A 16,930-nucleotide genomic window follows, 5' to 3' on the forward strand; every position below is an offset into this window, starting at 1 on the left:
GCATCGGATCCATGCAGGGCTGCCTCGGTACGTCTCTGTCTCTGCTCGTTGATGTCAGCGATGGATGTCATTGGCTCGTCCGAACATGGTTCGTACGAACCGGCCGCGTGCGGCTGCCTCGTATGGAAGGCTGCGGTGATTCAGCGGCGAAGGGGGAATTGTGTACGTGCCGTCAGAGGGGCCCGTGGACCGCTTCGTGCCGCCGCCTGGACGCCTGCATCTTCTCCACCTCGTCGAGTACCAAGGCGGCCTTCGGCTGTGTGAGGACGCTACGGGCCTGCTTGTCGGTCCGACCGACCGGCGGCTTCAGCGCGCTGGTCTCTACGTGACGAACCTTAGAGGTGTGACGTACCACCAGGCGGCGGCAAGACAAGCTGATCTGCGCCCAGGCCAGCCCTTGCGTCTGGTGCCTGAGCCCGACAACCCTCACGACGCCCATGCTGTAGCGGTCTACCCCAATGGTGAGAGCGACCCAATTGGCTACGTCAACAAGCAGAAAGCCCGTGTTTGGTCTGGGTTGATCGCCGAGGGGGCACAGCTCTCAGCAGTGAGCCTGAGAGGGACGGGTCCGGGAATTAAGTGTGAGGCAGTGGCTGTCCTGGCCGCCGAGCCAAGGGTGGTCGCCCACCTTCTGTCACCACGGCCTGCCTCGCTCCCTCGGCCGGCCTTCCTCCTGTAGTGATCCAGGGACACGCGCTCGACACCATCAGCTTGGGAAGCTGCGGGCTTTTGAGGGTGGTTCGAGCGTTGACCTGGGCGAACAGCCGGGATGCGACTTCGGCTGGCTCGACTGATTTCACCGTGGTTCCCCGCTGTGACCCGCACGATCTGGTGCGGTTGTGGTGCGAGCCGCACAGCGGCGGAGATCGCGCCCGCCTGTTGAGGGAAATGAAGCGGGAGCACACAGCTCCGTCCGCTCGACTCATGGGCAGCGTCTCTGGCAGATCCGCCCAAAGCCGGTGGTATGCGGGCTAGCCTGCTACTCCAATGCTTTGGGGGATGTATGGGACTGCGCATCAACAAGTCGTTCAAGATCGCGCCAGGCGTGCGCATTCGACTCGGCAGCAAGTCGAGCAGCCTGAGTGTCGGAGGCAAGGCCGGGCGGGTCACCGTGAACAGTCGCGGGCGTCGGACCACGACAGTGCGCCTTGCCCCTGGAGTGTCGTACTCCACCTCCACCTCCACCTCTAGCTCTCGCTCGGGCTCTAGCCACACAAAGCCCAAGTCGGCCCGCTCTGTTCCAGAAACCCCAGCGGCCCCTACAGTGAGCGCTCCCCTTGGCCCGCACATCGCACCACGCCGAAAGACGATTGACGGCTGGGTTGCGGCAGACCTTCGTGGCGTCGTCTTCCACCGGCGGGCCCTCGATGACGTGCGCATCCCGTTGGCCCAGCTCATCAGCGCAGAGCTGGACGGTAAGGAACTGACTCTGAAAACTTCAGACGGGGTGACGTATCGCCTGATGCTAAGCACGTTCTCCGCCGCGCGGGATCTCCACTTCGTAGAGACCTTGGCTCGTGCCGCGCGATTGACTCAGAGCTGACCGCAGCAACAATTCGGTCTCCTGCGACACCCGCATTAGGAGTTCGATCGAGCGGCTCTCATACGGCCCTCTTGCCCCTACCGATACGGCGGGCGCGATCACTCAAGGCTGCTTGCGTACAGGGTCGTTGATGTCAGCTGGTGATGTCACGCAGAGGTGATCCAAACGGCTGGCGCTTCCGCAGGGAGTAACGCTGACGAGTTGGTGCGGGGAAGTAGCCCCAGACATCTCAGCACTGGGGGGCATATGAGTGGGATAGTTGATCAGCTGCCAACGCTGATAGGCGTGGTAGTCGGTGGTCTGATGTCCTATGTGGTTGGGGCGCTGACCGAGCGCAGCCGATGGCGTAGACAGCAGGAGACACGGTGGGATGGCCAACTCTTTCAGGCCTACAACGATTACAGCCATGCCGTGAAGGAGTGTGCTGATCGCTACGAACGGCTTGCCGCTTACCGCGGTCTCACTGACCATCCGGCGCCCCTTGAGCCGACTGAGGTGGAACTGGAGCAGGCTGCGAACATCGAAGGCAGGCGGTCGTCCATGGTGGAGGCCCTGAGTCTCCTCACCAACACTGAGACGGCCGAGGCGGTGCAAAGACTCAACAGGTGCGTTTGGCATCTTGAGTGGCTCGCCCGCGGACAGTTGGTTGGTGATCCAGCATCCTGGGCGCAGGCTTTCAGCGACTACCGAGCTGCCCGTGTCACGTTTTACCAGAATGCTCGCCGGAGCCTGCGGATAGTAGAGATTGGTTCCTTGCGCCAGGCACCTTGGCCTCCACCCTGGCGACCGGTTCGAAACCCTTCTGATCCGTAGCTCTAGCCAGTTCGGTCAGCGACGGTCATTCCGGTCGCTCCGAGGACTCTGAGGGACGCCAATGGGCGGTGGCAGTCGCTGGGGTTGCGGTACCGCGCTGCTATACGGCTTGCTTCGCTGCCAGATTCCGGGCGTGAGCTTCGCGTCGTAGTCGGCGATCTGACGGGCCACCGGGACGCTGGTGGTCGTTCGGATCAACCGCTCGTTTCACGATCCACTAGCCTCGGGCTTTCATGAGCCGGCTGAGGGTGGCCAACATGTCCAGGAGTGCTTTGACCTGGGGCGATAGGGCATTCCTGGGTCCTGCTGGGCAGTGAGGGGACCTTCACTCCTCGGGTGAAGACCAGTAGCGGGTGATCGTCGACTGGGGTGTCGGCCCGGAGGTTCCCGGTAACTCTGTGAGGGTCGACCGGTGGGACAGGTGTCCCTGCGACAAAACTCCTTGCTGAGCGGTGGGATGGCGACCTACCGTCGGTCGGCCCACACCGCTCCAGACCCGAAGGACATAGATGTCTTTCCGCCCCGCCGTCGCCGGCGACGCCGACTTCCTCTGGCGCATCCTGCTCGAGGCATACAACTGGAACGGCGATCAGCGGTTCACTGCCGAGCAGCTCGCCGCTGAGCCGCACGCCGCGCGCTACCTCGTCGGCTGGCAGCGCAGGGACGACTTCGGGGTTATTGCAGAGACCGACGCCGGCGAACCGGTCGGTGCGGCCTGGGCGCGGCACCTCCCCGAGAGTGAACCCGGGTACGGTTTCGTCGCTGCGGACGTTCCCGAGCTGACCCTCGGCCTGTTGCCCGAACACCGCGGCCTCGGGCACGGCCGGGCTTTGATGGAGGCGCTGATCCGGGCCGCCGCCGCAGGACCGGCCCCGGTCGCTCGGCTCAGCCTGAGCGTCGAGGACGGCAACCCCGCCGTGCACCTCTACACTGCCCTCGGCTTCACCCGGGTCGGGCGTAGCGGCAACTCGGACACCATGGTTCTGGACGTCCAGACCTGCCCCACGCCACTGAACAATCGTTGATTCCCGCGCCCCGCTTTGCACTTGGTCCGCTTCCTTATCAGGTCGATCGCGGGCCATCATCGCCAGAGGTCGAGCCTTGCTCTGCCTCGGCCGGCCAACCGCTGACGTTCGCCGTTGGCCCCTGCAGTTCGGGCTTGTTGGTGTCAGCCAGTGATCTCAAGAGTCGGGTCGCTTTTGGTATTGACCCGCCGAGAAACTGAAGCACCGCGCCACTCACGAGGAGAGTCACGGCTACGCCAGCAAGGCCCGCGCCCACTGCGAAGGACAACCCGGCAGGCCTCGGCCCGCCATCCAAGGCGAAGCCAGCACCGATCAGGATGAAACCCCAACCAGCCTTCCCGGGGTGCTTGTACTGCGCCCTATGCCGACCGTTCAAGGTCAACATTCCTATGAATGCTATCGAGCAACCGCAAGCCAACATGATCCACGAAGTCATGGCACCCTCCGCGGGGAGAGTACCTCGCCGGTGCCGGAGTCTCTGTGGGGCCCGTGAGCGGTCTTGAAAACCGTCGTGGCGCGAGTCACCGTGGGTTCAAATCCCACACCCACCGCAGATGAACGGCCCCTGACCAGGTAACTCGATCAGGGGCCGTTCACGTGAGCGTTGTCCGCCAGCGACCGCTGTTCCCCGCTGTTTCCCGACCGAACGGGCACGGGAGGGGCACGCGGTCTGAGCAGGTTGGTGGGTGGCAGTGGGGTAGCGCTTGCGCTGGCTTACCCTGATCGGCGTGCTTCTCGCCAATGCCCCGCAGACCAACGACGACCCGATAGCTGGAGGCCTGGGCTTCTTGCTTATCGGCACACTCATGCTGATCTTCGCGTTCTTTACTCGTCGTGCGAGGTGGAAGGCGCTCCGGAAGAAGGGCCCACGATCCGTTCGCGATGGCCTACTGGTCCAGGGCTTTGGTGTGATCGCTGTCGGCCTGGCCATGCTGGTGTACGGCGCTGCAACGCGGTGAACAACTCCGCTGCGGAGTCTCAGTGCCTGGCCCGCCGGGACTGAAGGTCCTGCGTCCTCTCTGCCCCTCGATGCGAACTATGGGCGGGTCGGTCGCTGAGGTCTCCTGAGCTGGTGAACTGGTCATCGAGCGCTGGTAACGGTCGGCTGCGGTCGCCGCAGTTGCTGTACATCCGTGCTGTATTACAGAGGTTCCGGAGTCAGCGGGCCGTCTTCGTGTGCGGGAACCGGCCACTCGTTCACCGCGTCAAGTCCAACTGGTAGAGAGAAGGCGCGCATGAAGAAATTGGCTGTCTCGCTCGGCAGCGGCCTGCTGGTCGCCGGGATCACCGCAGGGGTGTGGTGGAACTGGTTCCACGAGCCCTATGCCCTGGCCGACGCGCCCAAGGTCGACGTGACGGTGCGCGCGGAAAAGTCCAGGTACCCCGACGTACAGGAGACAGCCGAGGACGTCGACACTCTCGTACGGGTCTACGTGCAGCGGCTCAAGGACGGAGACGCGAAGGGAATCGCCGATCTGGCCGGGCCCGCTTTCAAGCAGCCCGGGCCCACCGCAGCCAAGCACGTGCGCGAGTACGGCCGGGCAGCGGGCGGCCCCGTCGAAGTCACCGTGCTGGAGGGAGTCGTCCCATACTTCAACCCGGTGACAGTGACGTACGAACAAACGGGCCAGCGGCAGGAGCTGCTACTGGTGAAGGACGACGGGCACTGGTGGATAGGCCTCGGCGACGGCGACCCCGCGGCGGGCATGTAGTGATAACTGCGGAACTTTGACGTGCAGCCTCATCTTTATCAGGTCGATGACGGGGTCTTGGGGGACTCGAACAACGCGTGCTGAACCTCGATTGGCCATCCCCTGAGATTCGGCGCCGACCGCCGCTGGTCGTCCTTGTTGGTGTCAGCGCTGATGTCAGTTGCCGCACGCGATCTTGACAAGGGCTGCCTTCTACGGACCGCAGCCAGACAGCGGCTGCCTTCTGATTCCGAGCTCCATCGGGAAGGTCGGACAAGTTGGGCCTAGTTTTGATCGCTCGACGGGGTCCCGCGGTAGAGGACACCCGTGCCGTAGTGCGGAGCGATGTCCGGGTGCTCCTCCGGTCGCGGCGCACGTACCTGTGGCGAGAAACGCCCGCTGCATGAGCCAGTAGCTTCGAAGTTCCGCCGTGCCTCAGTCAGGCTGAGCCGGCCGTTCGGGCCGCCTCGGCACTCGTCTGCATCGTGGTCATCCTGACCGTCGTCCTCCCAGAAGCAGACCGGACAGATCTCGTACATTGCACGCTCAGCGAGAGTGACGAAGCCGCAGCAAGGGCAGCAATACGGACCGTTCTCAGCTCGGCCTATGACATCCGCGAACACCATGAGTGCATTGTGCTGTGCGATCGCGCTGCCCTGTGGCCAGGGCAGGCATCCTCGGCTTGTCAGCCCGACGAGACGTGCTCCGTGCACACCCCTTGACCCACGATTCACCCCAGCTCCCATCCCGTCCGCCGTCGACCCACACACCGTGGAGCGGGCGTGGTTCATGGCGTCCAGGTGGAGCGCCCTGCTGGACGAACGACCTGGACGCCATGGGCCGCGTCTGCTCGGCTTTGCCTGGGTTGACGGTGGACGGGATGGGAGCCCCCAACGCTCGCCACGATGTGCCCGCGGCCGGGAGCGGCGCCCCCTTCCACCCGGTGCCGGCCGATCCCCCGCCGGAGGCATGGTCCGTGACCGTGAGCCGCGTACGTCGGGTGCTCGACTCATGACCTCCGGGCCTATCCACAGTGGGCGGGCGTCGGCGCAGCCGGGGCGGAGCGGGCCGAAGGCAGGAGCGGCGCCCCGAGCGGAGCCGGGAGCGCGCCCGGCGGAGCGGAGCGCAGCCGGGGCTTGAACCAGTAGAGAAAATTTGAATCACGTCTTGCTCGCAGGGCCTGGCCTGGGTCAGGCGCTATCGCCGGTTGGTCGACCGGAGGCATCCAGGGCCGAGCGCCTGAGCTGGCACTATGTCCTCTGTGGAAGCTGATGACTCGCGGGAATCCATACCGACGGTGAATATCAGCCTGTGGCACGCGGATGCCGTCGTGCTGTACGACTGGCTAATGAGCACCGATCTGAACACGGTGCCGATCACGCACCCCGCGCAGAAGCAGGCGTTGACGGATCTTCTAGACCGCTTTGAGTGGGCCGCTGACGTCGATGTCACGGCGTGCACGGCTCAGGAGGTCTCTGCTGCGCAAGCGGAGGTTGCCAAGGACATGGGCTGGTAGGGGCTCGGCTGATCCGCATGAATCGGATGGCGCCCCGGTGCTTGCAGTCTGTGCTCGCGTAGGTCAGCGTGCTTTCTGAGCTGGGTGCTTGCCTGGGCTTGGTGTAGAACGCTGGGTATGGGGAGTGAGCGGCAGGAGCGAATGCGGACGCTGGGGGCACGTCTTCGGGCTCTGCGCGTGGATGTCGGCCTGACTGGTGCCGTGTTGGCGCAGCGGGCTGGAGTGGGTCAGCCGACGGTGTCGAAGGTGGAGAACGGGCGGATGGTTCCCAGCCGTGACGTCCTCGACCGTCTGTCCGGAGCTCTCGGCCTGGATGCCTCTGTTGTCGCGGAGTTGCGGGTGGCCCTCGCCGGAGTCGAGTCGGCTCCGTCTGTGGGCGCAGACGACACCCTGTCGGGCTCGAGCCTTTCCGCGAATGCCGTTGTCGACCTGGCGGTGCGCGAGGCCCGGCTCGTTCGGTCGTTCCAGTGCGTTGTCCTGCCGGCCATGCTCCAGAGTGCGGAGTACGCCCGGCACGTCTTCGCGAGCACGCCCGGTGCGGAGGTTGCCGAGGTGGGCAAGGCTGTCGCGGCTCGGGTGGAGCGGCAGAGCGTCTTGTACGAGCCCGGACGGGAATCCGTCTTCGTAGCGACTGAGGGCGCGCTCCGGACGTGGCCCGGCAGTCCGGCCCTGATGCTTGCTCAGCTCGACCGGCTGCTCGCGGTGGCGAGCCTGACCACTGTGCGGTTCGGAGTCCTTCCGTGGGACCGGCCGGTGCCGGGTGTGCCGCGGCACGGCTTCACCTTGTGCGACCAGGAGACGGTGGTCGTGGAGACCTTCCGGGACGAGCGGGCGGAGAAGGATCCGGATGTGTTCGCCTCGTACGAGGAGGCGTTCGCCCAGTTCGAGAGCGCGGCTGTCTTCGGCGATGGAGCGCGGGAACTGCTGATGCGGATCATGAGGGATCTGCGAGTCCTGGCTGAGGACGTCACTCCATAGAGGAATAATTCCTCTGAATGCCTAGAAGCCTGACCACCTCTAGGAATACTCTGCCTGCGTGCTGTCTAGCCCTCTAGACGAGGAGTGTTCCTCTTGCTTGCGAAGTGGTGCCGTCCGTTCCCTGGCCTGCCGCAACAGGTCGCTGAAGCCCGTTACTTCGTCGCCGCTCTGATGGAGGCCGAGGGTCCCCGCATGGTGGAGAACGCTGTCCTGATCGTCAGTGAGTTGGCGTCCAATGCCGTCCGGCACTCCCGGAGCGGCCGCAAGGGCGGCTGGTTCCTCGTGATCGTCGTTCTCGACGACGACCGAGTGCGCATCGAGGTGATCGACGAGGGCGGCTATGACAGGCCGCAGCTGCTCGCCGCCAATGACTGGGAGGAGGAAGGCGGGCGTGGGCTGTTGCTGATGGCGACCTGCGCCAAGGACTGGGGAGTGAAGGAACGGACGCACGGTCGGTGCGTCTGGGCCGAGCTCGCGCGAGCCGGCGCATGATCCCCGCCACTTTGGGCGGCCGCCTTATGTGCCCCGCGGGCGGCGGGTGGTGAGCCCTCGCGGGGTCCCTGGCTATCGGTCCGGCTTCTATGTGGTTGATGTTCGAACGGGGCAGCGTCTCCCGCCCGAACCGTCTAGAGCCCTAGACTCCTGGGTGCGTCTAGGAGGTGTGGGCATGTCGAACGAGTTGCAGCGGATCGCGGCGATCGATGATCCGTACTTGCTGCTGCGTGAGGTCACGACCAGGTTGGCCGACGCGCAGCAGGAAGTTACGGAACTCGCTCGGCTGCGTCGGCGCGTGGTCCAGGACCTGCACGCGCAGGGGCTGTCGTATGCGCAGATCGCCGAAAAGGCAGGTCTGAGCCGCGGGCGGATTCACCAGATCCGGCACACCGGGCCTGCACCGGAGGGCGCCTTCCTGGGCGCGGGCGCCGTCACTGTCGTCACTCCGTTGCGGTGGGACGGCGAGAAGAAGCGGCCGGTCGTCGCCATGGCCGACATGAACTCCGGGAAGAGGCTCGAAGAGCTGGCCAAGTCCTACGGGCTCGATGTCAGCTCCGGGCACGTACAGGTCGGCGGTGAAGTCGACCTCAACCGTGACGGCCTGGTCGTCGTCTGCGGGCCGGGCATGTCCGAGGCCATGAGCGACTTGTACGCCCAGGACCCCGTCCTTGCCTGGGAGCATCCGGACAGTGAGCCGTGGGCCCTGGTGGACCGTCGTACCGGCACGTCGTACGGCGCCGGAGCGGACACCGAGCCATACCGCCCACATGACGTCGGATATCTCGGCCGACTGCCCCGTCCCGACGGGAAGGGCTCGGTGCTCGCCATCGCCGGCATCCACACCGCGGGCTCCCTCGGCGTCGTCCATCTACTCACCTCCGACCTCAACACGCTCTGGGGGCAGGTCGGCGAGCGACACTTCTCCACGCTGGTGAGCGTCGACTACGACCCCGAGACCGACGAGCCGCGGTCCGTCGAACTGCTCTGTCCCCTCTACCTGCACGACGAGGGGGCGACGGCGTGAAGGTCCTCCTCGGCTCGCAGCCGGCCGGACCGTCGCGGGAGAACGAGGATTTCGCCGCCGCCGTTCCCGGTGCAGCCGTCCTCCTCGACGGGGCCGGTGTGGCTGGGGCAGAGACCGGATGCACGCACGGCATCGCGTGGTTCTCCGCGACCCTGGGCGGCCTTCTGCTGAGCGCCATCACCACGCAATCCGCCCGGCCGCTCTCCGAGTGCCTGGCCGACTCGATCCGGGCCGTTCGCTCCCTGCACGGGGACACCTGCGACCTGGCCCACCGGGCCAGCCCGACCAGTACGGTCGTCGCCGTCCGGGCCAGTGCGGGAGTTCTGGAATACCTCGTACTGGGTGACTCGACGCTTCTCCTCGCCGACCTGGACGGGAAAGCGACCGCCGTCACGGACCAACGGTTGGACGAGGTGGGCAAGCGTCTTCGCGCGCCGGTCGACGCGCTGTCCACCGGTTCACCTGAACACGTGGCCGCCCTGGCGGAGTACCGCGACGCCCTGACGAGACTGCGGAATCAGCCGGACGGTTTCTGGATCGCCGGGCCTGACCCGCTGGCGGCCGAGCACGCCTTCACCGGGACGGCGCCAGTGGAGTCACTGACCTCGGTGACGCTGCTGAGTGATGGCGCGACGCGACTCGTCGACCTCTTCGAACTCGCCACCTGGCACGACACGTTGGCAGATGTCGGGTCAGTCGGGCCCGATGGGCTGATCCGCCGTGTGCGGGAGGCAGAGGCGGGCGACCCGGACGGGCGGCGTTGGCCGCGAGGCAAGGCGCAGGATGACGCGACGGTCCTGCATTGGGTTCTGTCGTAACGCCGCTTCCCATGGGTGAATGTGTGACGTCGAGGTGCGGTTCAACGTGGGAACGATGCCTCTTCGCCGACGGAGGCGAGGAGTTCGAACGGGAACTCTGTGTCGACCTGCCCGATCATCAGCCCGAGCCAGCGGTCGGTGGACGGTATCCGCCACGCCAGCATGCTGACGGCGAGACCGCACAAGGAGAACAAAGGCTCGGGAACGGGCTCGGTGTCGGGATAGTCAGGGTCGTCGAGTCCGAGGTACGGCCATAGATCGACCGTGGTCGGATCTCCCCAACGCTTGCTCAGAACGGCAGCCACTGCGGTGAGCTCGACCTCCAGTTCCTGCAGCGCCGCCTCGCTGTCGCCGGGGGTGCGATCCCCCCAGAAATCCTGGGTCGCCCGCAGGATGGCTATGTGGAAGCCGGCCCCGCCCCAGCCGAGTTCCGTCTTCATGTCCCCCTTCCCCTCGGGGAACGGCTGGGTGATCAGAGTGTCGATGATCGACAACTGTTCACGAGTGGAGCCTGCGGGCTGGTTCTGAAGCGGCATGGGGCTGGAGTGTAGGGCTGGCGGCGCAGGGGGTGTCGTTCTGTAGTCACTCGCCGATCCGGTCGGCGCCTCGATGATGCGCTCCGACACTTCGTATACCCCCCTAGACAATTGACGGGGTGTCGGCCTACAGTTGCCGTCAACCCCCCTAGACAGTCAGGGAGGCCCCCCCTTGCGTTGTCTAGGGGGGTATCCAGCCGAGATGGCGCCGAAAAAGCGGCGTCACCGACTCAGTGAGGTCAACAGAATGCGTGTCATCCCCGTGGATACTTCGGCCGCGACGCTGCTCGTCACCAAGCTGCCCGAGGTGAAGGTGAAGGACCGGCAGACGGGCGAGATCGCCGTGGACCCGGTGACCAACGACCGGTTGATGGTGCTGGAGGTGGTGTTCATCGCCCAGGGCGGCTCGGACATGGTCAAGGTGACCGTGCCGGCCAAGGGTGTCGGCGAGGGCCTGGTCATGGGTACGCCGGTGATCCTTTCCGGCTTGGTCGCACGGCCGTGGGAGAGCGAGTTCGGCGGTCGTGCCCGGCACGGGATCGCCTACCGGGCCGATGCCGTCATGGCCAACGTCCCCGCCTCGGTGCAGGGCTGAGCGTCGTGACCGACTCCGTGTGGACGCTGCTCTTAGGGCTGGTGGCCCTGGCCGTGATCTTGCAGGTGCTGCGGCACCGCTTGCCGGTCGTCTTCTGGTGGCTCATCGGCTATCCGGTCATCGCGCTGCGCGTGCTCGCCACCTATCGCGCCACCATGGACGCGTGCGGTCTGACCGTTCCGGCTTCGGCTGTACGGCGAGCGACTGCTCGGATGATGGGGCGGGAGGCGGCGCCCGTTCCGCCGCGCCGGTCGCTTCCCCTGCCCACGGGTTCGGGGCTCGTGATGCGACTGCGCATGGCGACCGGACAGGCTCCGGAGGACTTCGCGGCCTCCGCCGACCGGTTGCGCCACGCTTGGGCGGCACACGCTGTCCACATCCGCCCGACCAAGCCGGGGCGCCTCGAACTGCGGCTCATCGGCTGGGACGTACTGGCGAACGTGCGTCCCGCCCGGCGCCGGCTCTCTGGCGGACCGCTGACTCTGCCTCTCGCCCTGCGGGACGACGGGAGTTGGCACGTGCGGGACTTCCGAACGGTGCCGCACGAACTGATCCTCGGTGCCACTCAGTCGGGCAAGTCCGTCTACCTGCGCAACCTGCTGTGCGGTCTGGCCCGGCAACGGGTCGTCCTCGTCGGCATCGACTGCAAGTGGGGCGTCGAACTGGCGCCGTTCGCGCCCCGGTTGTCCGCGCTCGCCGATACCTCGGACCGTGCGAACGAACTCCTGGACGTCCTCCTGGAGGAGATGGAGGAGCGGTTCCGGCTGATCGGCGTCACCTCCGGAGCGGGCCCGGACGCCGTGCTCACCTCCGACGTGTGGGGCCTACCCGACGCGGTGAGGCCCGTGCCGGTCGTGGTCGTCGTCGACGAAGTTGCGGAACTCTTCCTCGCCGCGAGCCGCGATGACGAGAAGCGCCGGGACGCCATGGTTACCAAGCTGATCCGCATCGCCCAGCTCGGCCGCGCCGCGGGCATCTATCTGGAGGTGTGCGGACAGCGCTTCGGATCCGAACTCGGTAAGGGCGCCACCATGCTGCGGGCCCAGCTCACCGGCCGCGTCTGCCACCGGGTCAACGACGAGTCCTCCGCCAACATGGCCCTTGCCGACATCTCCCCGGAAGCCGCGCTCGCCGCGACCGGCATTCCCGCCGACCGGCCCGGTGTGGCCGTCGTCGGCGACTCCTCGGGCGGCTGGTCCCGCGCCCGCTCACCGCACCTCACGCTGGACGACGCCGCGGCCGTCTGCCGAGCCACCGCGGACCTGGTCCCGGCCCTGCCTCGCCTTGCTGCCTTCCGGAGGGCCGTTGCTCCGCAGGCCGTGGAGAAGCCCACGCCCTCCACCGCTACCGCCCCGCGCCCGGTGACCGAGTAGCAGCACCGCTTCCCCGGTCGGCGTGACCGCCTCGCGCCGCGTCCCTACCCCTCCCATGCCTCGAACCGGAAGGAGTCCGTGCCGATGCGAGCCTTCCCGGCCCGTGTAGACGCCGTGATCATCCAAGCCGTCATCGCAGGCGCCCTGTCCTTCTCCCACCTGCACGACCTGGCCGAAGCGGCCGGACAGGGCGGCTGGAAGGCGTGGGCCTACCCCGTCTCCGTCGACCTGCTTCTCGTCGCTGCCTGGCGGCGGATGCGCGAACAGCAACGTGCCGGGCTCCCGGCCGGTGGGCCTCGGCTGTGGTTCCTGGTCGCCCTCGCGGCGTCCCTCGGCGCGAACATCGCCACCGCCGGACTCCTCGACCTGGATCACGTCCCCGCCCTGCTCCGCGTGGTCGTCGCGGGCTGGCCGGCGGTGGCCTTCTTCGGCGGCACGCTGCTGGCCCACACGCCCCGCACCTCGGACGGCGCCGACCGTAGTGCGTCGACTGGGTCCGAGGTGGGGGAGTCGATGCCGCTCGTCCCCACTCCTGCGATCGTCGAACCGACAGTCAGCGGCCGGGCAGAGCCCGACCCCATTCCGGTCCTGGAGCCCGCGGCCGACTTGGGCCCGGCACCGGTGCCCGCCTCGACCGTCCACCTTCCGCCCGCCCTCGTCGACCGTGCCCAAGCGCTCGCCCGAGAGCTCCACTCTCGTACCGGCGAACCTGCCGACCCCGACACCGTCCGTGCCCGGCTCGGCCTGCCCGCGTCCATGACGCCAGCCGTCGCCGCGCACCTCTGACCAGGGAGACGCCCGCCATGACCCCGCGCTTCCGAGACGTCCGCCGCATCGGCCCCGTACAGGTCGCCTCGTACCTCTCCCGAGGCCGTACGCGACACGTCGCCGCCTGCGCGGCCCCGCGCTGTGACTTCTCCGCCGAGTACGACAGCCGCGCCGCCGCCGAACTCGCCGCCCGCATCCACCGCTGCCGCGCCTGACAGGAGACGACAGACATGCACGTCCCGCTCTGGCTCGCCCTCCTCGCCGTCGGGGCCCTCGGCGTCCGGCTCGCCCGCCCACCGTGGTGGCTGGTCGTCGTGCTCCTCCTAGGCGGCTACCTCGCCGCCGGGAGCTTCCTCGCCCCCGCCATCGACCCCGCCCTCAAGTAGCCCGTACAGAAGGGAGTCCGTTCCATGTTCAAGCCCAAGTACCCGCCCATGGAAACCGCCCCGGTACCCGCCGCGCCGCGCTCGACCGTCCACAGTCCGGTTCCCCTCCAGCATGCTGCGCCTGCTCCTACGGAGGTGGCTTCGAACCGTTCTGCCGTGCAGCTCACCCCGGGAAGCGCACTGACCCTCGTCGTGGGCGGCTCCGCCGTCGTCCTGGTCATGGGGGCCGTCCTGGTCTCCATGCTCCTCGCCGTCGCGATCACCGCCGCTTCCGTAGCCGTCTGCGCCGTCACCGTCCGCTCGATCCTCAAAAGCGACCGCCGCTGACATCACTTCATCCGCACCCTGGCTTACCCATGGCGTCTAGCCCCCTGGACAAGCCAGGGGTCGTCTCGAACTTGTTCCCTCAAGGAGGAACTCGCACATGCGCCCCGAGGCTCCGACCGGAGCCGTCCGCCAACTGGCGGCCCTCGCCCAGCTCGGCGACCTGAGCAGCTACGCGCACCAGATCCAACGACTCGGCGGCTGCGAGCGACCCGTACGGATGGAAGGTCGCCGCCTGGACGTCCTCGCCACCACCGGCGAAATCGTCCGGGAGATCGCCGACCACGACCTTCCCGCCGGACAACTCCTCATCCGCTGCAACAACCGCCGCGCAACCCGCTGCGCCGCCTGCGCCGAGGTCTACCGCAAGGACACCTTCCACCTCGTCACAGCTGGCCTGAGCGGCGGCAAGGGCATCGGTTCCGCGGTCGCCCAACACCCCCGCGTCTTCGCCACCTTCACCGCACCGTCCTTCGGCCCCGTCCACAACCGGCCCGGTGGCGGCCGCTGCCGCTGCGGGCGCCTGCACGCGGACGGAGACGCCGAACTCGGCACCCCGCTGAACGTGGACCGCTACGACTACCGCGCCGCCGTCCTGTGGAACGCCCACGCCGGTGCCTTATGGGCCCGCTTCGTCACGTACCTCCGTCAGCAGCTCGCGTCCCGCGCGGGCATCGGCCGCTCGGAGCTGCGCGACTGCCTCAAGGTGTCGTACGCCAAGGTCGCCGAGTACCAGCGACGGGGCGCCGTCCACTTCCACGCCGTGATCCGCCTCGACGGTCCGGACGGAGCCGAGGACACCCCGCCGGCCTGGGCCACCACCCAACTCCTCACCGACGCCATCCGCTCAGCCGCCGCCCTCGCCGAGACACCCGGCCCGGTCCTGGACGGCCGTGCCCACACCTTCCGCTTCGGCGAACAGCTCGACGTCCGCCCCATCCAGTCCGCCGACTTCACCGGCCCCACCAACCTGAGCAGCCGCGCCGTCGCCGCCTACATCGCCAAGTACGCGACCAAGGGCGCCGAAAGCGCGGGCACCCTGGACCGCCCCATCCGCAACCCCGTCACCGACCTCATCGGCACCGAAGTCACCGACCACGCAAGGCAGATGATCCTCACCTGCTGGCGCCTCGGAGCCCTGCCCGAGCTCGAAGAACTGCGCCTGCGCAAGTGGGCCCACATGCTCGGCTTCCGCGGCCACTTCTCCACCAAGTCCCGCGCCTACTCCGTCACCCTCGGCGCCCTCCGCCAGGAACGCGCCGACCACAACGAAGCACGCACCCGCGAACGCGCCGCCGAAGCGGGCCACCCGCTGCCCGACCCGGACACCGTCCTCGTCCTCTCCCACTGGCGCTTCGCCGGCACCGGCCTGACCGCCGCCGAAACCTGGCTCGCCACAGCACGACACCCCGCCCCCGGAACCGAAGGAGAACCCACACATGGCTAGTAGGCGCCTCGCCGTCGCGGAACCCGTCGTCATTCCGCATGACCTGCCGGTGCGGTACCTGACTCCTGACGACCTGGTGGAGATGTTCGACCTCCCGAGCGTCGAAACGGTCTACCAGTGGCGCCGGAAGCGCACCGGGCCCCGCGGCTTCCGGGTCGGTCGGCACCTGCGCTTCGACCCGGCTGACGTCCGCGCCTGGGTCGAGTCCCTCCGGGAAGGGGCGGCTGCCTGATGGCCGGACACATCCAAGATCGCTGGTACAAAGTCGAGATCGGCGTGGATGGCAAGACCCGCAAGACGAAGAGCGACCGGTACGGCCTCGGTCTCCGCTATCGGGCCCGCTACATCGGCCCGGACGGCACCGAGAAGTCCAGGAGCTTCCCGGACAAGCAGAAGCGCTTGGCCGACGCGTGGCTGACCAACATCGAGGCCGACATGGCGCGCGGCCAGTACATCGATCCCCGGGCCGCACGGACGACCTTCCGCGAGTACACGGACCGCTGGATCGCGGCGCTGACGACCGACCTCACGAGCCGGGCCGCGGTCGAGGGACGGTTACGTCTCCATGCCCTGCCCTATCTCGGCACGCGCCCGATCGGTTCGTTCCAGCCGGAGCACATCCGGGAGTGGAGCCGTCGACTGGAGGAGTCCGTGGCGTCGGCCTCGTACCGGCGCCTGATCTTCGACGCGGTCTCCTCCGTGCTCACCGCGGCCGTGGATGACCGCCTGCTGGCCTCGAATCCTTGCAGGGCCCGCTCGGTCAAGGCGCCTCGTCCCGCGCCGTCACGGGTGCGGCCCTGGTCGGCCTCGCAGGTCTTCGCCGTGCGGGTGGGGCTGCCCGATCGCTACCAGGCCATGACGGATGTCGGCGCGGGGTGCGGCCTCCGCCAGGGCGAGATATTCGGTCTCGCGGTCGACAACCTCGGAGATCTCGGTTGGCTCTACGTCCGACAGCAGGTGAAGAAGGTCCGCGGCTCCCTCGTCTTCGCTCCCCCGAAGCGGGGCAAGCTCCGCGACGTCCCGCTGGATCCCGAAGTGTCCGCAGCGTTGACCGAGCACATGAAGCGCTTCCCGCCGGTCGAAGTGACCTTGCCGTGGGTGACGCCGACTGGGCCCAAGGTGACGCACCGGCTCCTCTTCACGAGCAGCGTCGGCACGGCCCTCTGGAGCAACGGTTTCAACGACGAACGGTGGAAGCCCGCGCTTGCCGCGGCCAGCATCATCCCGACCCCCGAGAAGGGCCAGCGGTACGCGGCGGCCCGCGAGCACGGGATGCACGCCCTGAGGCACTTCTACGCCTCGGTCCTCCTGGACGCCGGGGAGAACATCAAGGCGCTGAGCCTCTACCTCGGCCACAGTGACCCGGGCTTCACGCTCCGCGTGTACACGCACCTGATGCCGAGCAGCGAGACCAGGACCCGGAAAGCCATCAGCGCGATGTACCGGGCCGCCGGTCACGCCCACGACGGCCCAGAGACGGCCCAAGCCGCCTAACACGGCCCCTCATCGACGGGAAACCCGCTGGTGAGGGGCTGTTTCATGCCCTCGTTCGGCAAGTAACACCCCATCTTGCCTGACGGCTACCCCTTGAAGGAAAC

General features: G+C 67.4%; 21 protein-coding genes. 19 read left to right on the plus strand and 2 right to left on the minus strand.

Annotation, left to right across the window (positions count from 1 at the left end):
* Positions 1-325: 325 nt before the first annotated feature.
* From OG410_RS42595 to OG410_RS15690, 5 genes are all read left to right on the plus strand, one after another.
* Positions 326-679 carry an HIRAN domain-containing protein gene (locus OG410_RS42595; RefSeq protein ID WP_443063890.1) on the plus strand — a complete coding sequence of 118 codons (354 nt, stop codon included), beginning with the start codon at positions 326-328 and terminating at the stop codon, positions 677-679.
* A gap of 324 nt (positions 680-1,003) precedes the next feature.
* The gene (locus OG410_RS15675; protein WP_329299716.1) at positions 1,004-1,543 is read left to right on the plus strand and encodes a DUF4236 domain-containing protein; all 540 of its coding nucleotides are present in this window, start codon (positions 1,004-1,006) and stop codon (positions 1,541-1,543) included.
* Positions 1,544-2,865: 1,322 nt separating this feature from the next.
* The gene (locus tag OG410_RS15680; RefSeq protein ID WP_329299717.1) at positions 2,866-3,381 is read left to right on the plus strand and encodes a GNAT family N-acetyltransferase; all 516 of its coding nucleotides are present in this window, start codon (positions 2,866-2,868) and stop codon (positions 3,379-3,381) included.
* A 728-nt stretch (positions 3,382-4,109) separates the two neighbouring features.
* Positions 4,110-4,340, plus strand: coding sequence for a hypothetical protein (locus tag OG410_RS15685; RefSeq protein WP_329299718.1), 231 nt, complete (start codon positions 4,110-4,112; stop codon positions 4,338-4,340).
* Positions 4,341-4,616: 276 nt separating this feature from the next.
* On the plus strand, positions 4,617-5,093 hold the full coding sequence (locus OG410_RS15690) for a hypothetical protein (RefSeq protein ID WP_329299719.1): 477 nt from the start codon (positions 4,617-4,619) through the stop codon (positions 5,091-5,093).
* A 263-nt stretch (positions 5,094-5,356) separates the two neighbouring features.
* Here the strand turns inward: OG410_RS15690 and OG410_RS15695 are convergent, their stop codons facing one another.
* Positions 5,357-6,085, minus strand: coding sequence for a CPCC family cysteine-rich protein (locus OG410_RS15695; protein WP_329299720.1), 729 nt, complete (start codon positions 6,083-6,085; stop codon positions 5,357-5,359).
* A 248-nt stretch (positions 6,086-6,333) separates the two neighbouring features.
* Here OG410_RS15695 and OG410_RS15700 point away from each other — a divergent pair, with 248 nt between their 5' ends.
* From OG410_RS15700 to OG410_RS15720, 5 genes are all read left to right on the plus strand, one after another.
* The gene (locus OG410_RS15700) at positions 6,334-6,588 is read left to right on the plus strand and encodes a hypothetical protein (RefSeq protein WP_329299721.1); all 255 of its coding nucleotides are present in this window, start codon (positions 6,334-6,336) and stop codon (positions 6,586-6,588) included.
* 117 nt (positions 6,589-6,705) lie between these two features.
* Entirely contained in the window at positions 6,706-7,566 is an 861-nt protein-coding gene (locus OG410_RS15705; protein WP_329304136.1) for a helix-turn-helix domain-containing protein, read from the plus strand.
* A 93-nt stretch (positions 7,567-7,659) separates the two neighbouring features.
* Complete coding sequence (locus OG410_RS15710) at positions 7,660-8,058, plus strand: ATP-binding protein (RefSeq protein ID WP_329299722.1); 399 nt, start codon at positions 7,660-7,662, stop codon at positions 8,056-8,058.
* 175 nt (positions 8,059-8,233) lie between these two features.
* Positions 8,234-9,085 (plus strand): sigma factor-like helix-turn-helix DNA-binding protein, encoded by an 852-nt coding sequence (locus tag OG410_RS15715; protein WP_329299723.1) that lies wholly within the window; start codon positions 8,234-8,236, stop codon positions 9,083-9,085.
* Positions 9,082-9,903: an integrase gene (locus tag OG410_RS15720; protein WP_329299724.1), complete on the plus strand. Its 822-nt coding sequence runs from the start codon at positions 9,082-9,084 to the stop codon at positions 9,901-9,903. Before OG410_RS15715 ends, OG410_RS15720 begins: the two co-directional genes overlap by 4 nt.
* Before the next feature lie 41 nt (positions 9,904-9,944).
* On the opposite strand, the gene OG410_RS15725 is transcribed toward OG410_RS15720, so the two are convergent.
* Positions 9,945-10,439, minus strand: a complete 495-nt coding sequence (locus OG410_RS15725) for a hypothetical protein (RefSeq protein WP_329299725.1) — start codon at positions 10,437-10,439, stop codon at positions 9,945-9,947.
* A gap of 247 nt (positions 10,440-10,686) precedes the next feature.
* Between OG410_RS15725 and OG410_RS15730 the strand changes: the two genes are divergently transcribed.
* The 9 genes from OG410_RS15730 (at position 10,687) to OG410_RS15770 (ending at position 16,826) form a co-directional block, all read left to right on the plus strand.
* Entirely contained in the window at positions 10,687-11,034 is a 348-nt protein-coding gene (locus OG410_RS15730) for an SCO3933 family regulatory protein (RefSeq protein WP_329299726.1), read from the plus strand.
* 5 nt (positions 11,035-11,039) lie between these two features.
* Entirely contained in the window at positions 11,040-12,407 is a 1,368-nt protein-coding gene (locus tag OG410_RS15735; RefSeq protein WP_329299727.1) for an FtsK/SpoIIIE domain-containing protein, read from the plus strand.
* A gap of 84 nt (positions 12,408-12,491) precedes the next feature.
* Positions 12,492-13,193 carry a DUF2637 domain-containing protein gene (locus tag OG410_RS15740; protein WP_329299728.1) on the plus strand — a complete coding sequence of 234 codons (702 nt, stop codon included), beginning with the start codon at positions 12,492-12,494 and terminating at the stop codon, positions 13,191-13,193.
* A gap of 17 nt (positions 13,194-13,210) precedes the next feature.
* Positions 13,211-13,390, plus strand: a complete 180-nt coding sequence (locus OG410_RS15745; protein WP_329299729.1) for a mobile element transfer protein — start codon at positions 13,211-13,213, stop codon at positions 13,388-13,390.
* Positions 13,391-13,405: 15 nt separating this feature from the next.
* Positions 13,406-13,561, plus strand: coding sequence for a hypothetical protein (locus OG410_RS15750; RefSeq protein WP_183117007.1), 156 nt, complete (start codon positions 13,406-13,408; stop codon positions 13,559-13,561).
* Positions 13,562-13,585: 24 nt separating this feature from the next.
* Entirely contained in the window at positions 13,586-13,888 is a 303-nt protein-coding gene (locus tag OG410_RS15755; RefSeq protein ID WP_329299730.1) for a SpdD protein, read from the plus strand.
* A gap of 97 nt (positions 13,889-13,985) precedes the next feature.
* Entirely contained in the window at positions 13,986-15,332 is a 1,347-nt protein-coding gene (locus OG410_RS15760) for a replication initiator (protein WP_329299731.1), read from the plus strand.
* Positions 15,325-15,564: a helix-turn-helix transcriptional regulator gene (locus OG410_RS15765; protein ID WP_329299732.1), complete on the plus strand. Its 240-nt coding sequence runs from the start codon at positions 15,325-15,327 to the stop codon at positions 15,562-15,564. The genes OG410_RS15760 and OG410_RS15765 overlap by 8 nt, the downstream gene beginning before the upstream one ends.
* Entirely contained in the window at positions 15,564-16,826 is a 1,263-nt protein-coding gene (locus OG410_RS15770) for a tyrosine-type recombinase/integrase (RefSeq protein WP_329299733.1), read from the plus strand. Before OG410_RS15765 ends, OG410_RS15770 begins: the two co-directional genes overlap by 1 nt.
* The last annotated feature ends 104 nt before the right edge of the window (positions 16,827-16,930 follow it).

Origin of the sequence: Streptomyces sp. NBC_00659, assembly GCF_036226925.1 — a bacterium.
Classification (GTDB): Bacteria; Actinomycetota; Actinomycetes; order Streptomycetales; family Streptomycetaceae; genus Streptomyces.

Coding starts and splice junctions, on each gene's coding strand:
- OG410_RS15695 (WP_329299720.1), bottom strand. CDS start 6,085: ATGAGTCGAGCACCCGACGTACGCGGCTCACGGTCACGGACCATGCCT.
- OG410_RS15755 (WP_329299730.1), top strand. CDS start 13,586: ATGTTCAAGCCCAAGTACCCGCCCATGGAAACCGCCCCGGTACCCGCC.
- OG410_RS15770 (WP_329299733.1), top strand. CDS start 15,564: ATGGCCGGACACATCCAAGATCGCTGGTACAAAGTCGAGATCGGCGTG.
- OG410_RS15690 (WP_329299719.1), top strand. CDS start 4,617: ATGAAGAAATTGGCTGTCTCGCTCGGCAGCGGCCTGCTGGTCGCCGGG.
- OG410_RS15760 (WP_329299731.1), top strand. CDS start 13,986: ATGCGCCCCGAGGCTCCGACCGGAGCCGTCCGCCAACTGGCGGCCCTC.
- OG410_RS15750 (WP_183117007.1), top strand. CDS start 13,406: ATGCACGTCCCGCTCTGGCTCGCCCTCCTCGCCGTCGGGGCCCTCGGC.
- OG410_RS15745 (WP_329299729.1), top strand. CDS start 13,211: ATGACCCCGCGCTTCCGAGACGTCCGCCGCATCGGCCCCGTACAGGTC.
- OG410_RS15715 (WP_329299723.1), top strand. CDS start 8,234: ATGTCGAACGAGTTGCAGCGGATCGCGGCGATCGATGATCCGTACTTG.
- OG410_RS15730 (WP_329299726.1), top strand. CDS start 10,687: ATGCGTGTCATCCCCGTGGATACTTCGGCCGCGACGCTGCTCGTCACC.
- OG410_RS15680 (WP_329299717.1), top strand. CDS start 2,866: ATGTCTTTCCGCCCCGCCGTCGCCGGCGACGCCGACTTCCTCTGGCGC.
- OG410_RS15765 (WP_329299732.1), top strand. CDS start 15,325: ATGGCTAGTAGGCGCCTCGCCGTCGCGGAACCCGTCGTCATTCCGCAT.
- OG410_RS15675 (WP_329299716.1), top strand. CDS start 1,004: ATGGGACTGCGCATCAACAAGTCGTTCAAGATCGCGCCAGGCGTGCGC.
- OG410_RS15740 (WP_329299728.1), top strand. CDS start 12,492: ATGCGAGCCTTCCCGGCCCGTGTAGACGCCGTGATCATCCAAGCCGTC.
- OG410_RS15725 (WP_329299725.1), bottom strand. CDS start 10,439: ATGCCGCTTCAGAACCAGCCCGCAGGCTCCACTCGTGAACAGTTGTCG.
- OG410_RS15705 (WP_329304136.1), top strand. CDS start 6,706: ATGGGGAGTGAGCGGCAGGAGCGAATGCGGACGCTGGGGGCACGTCTT.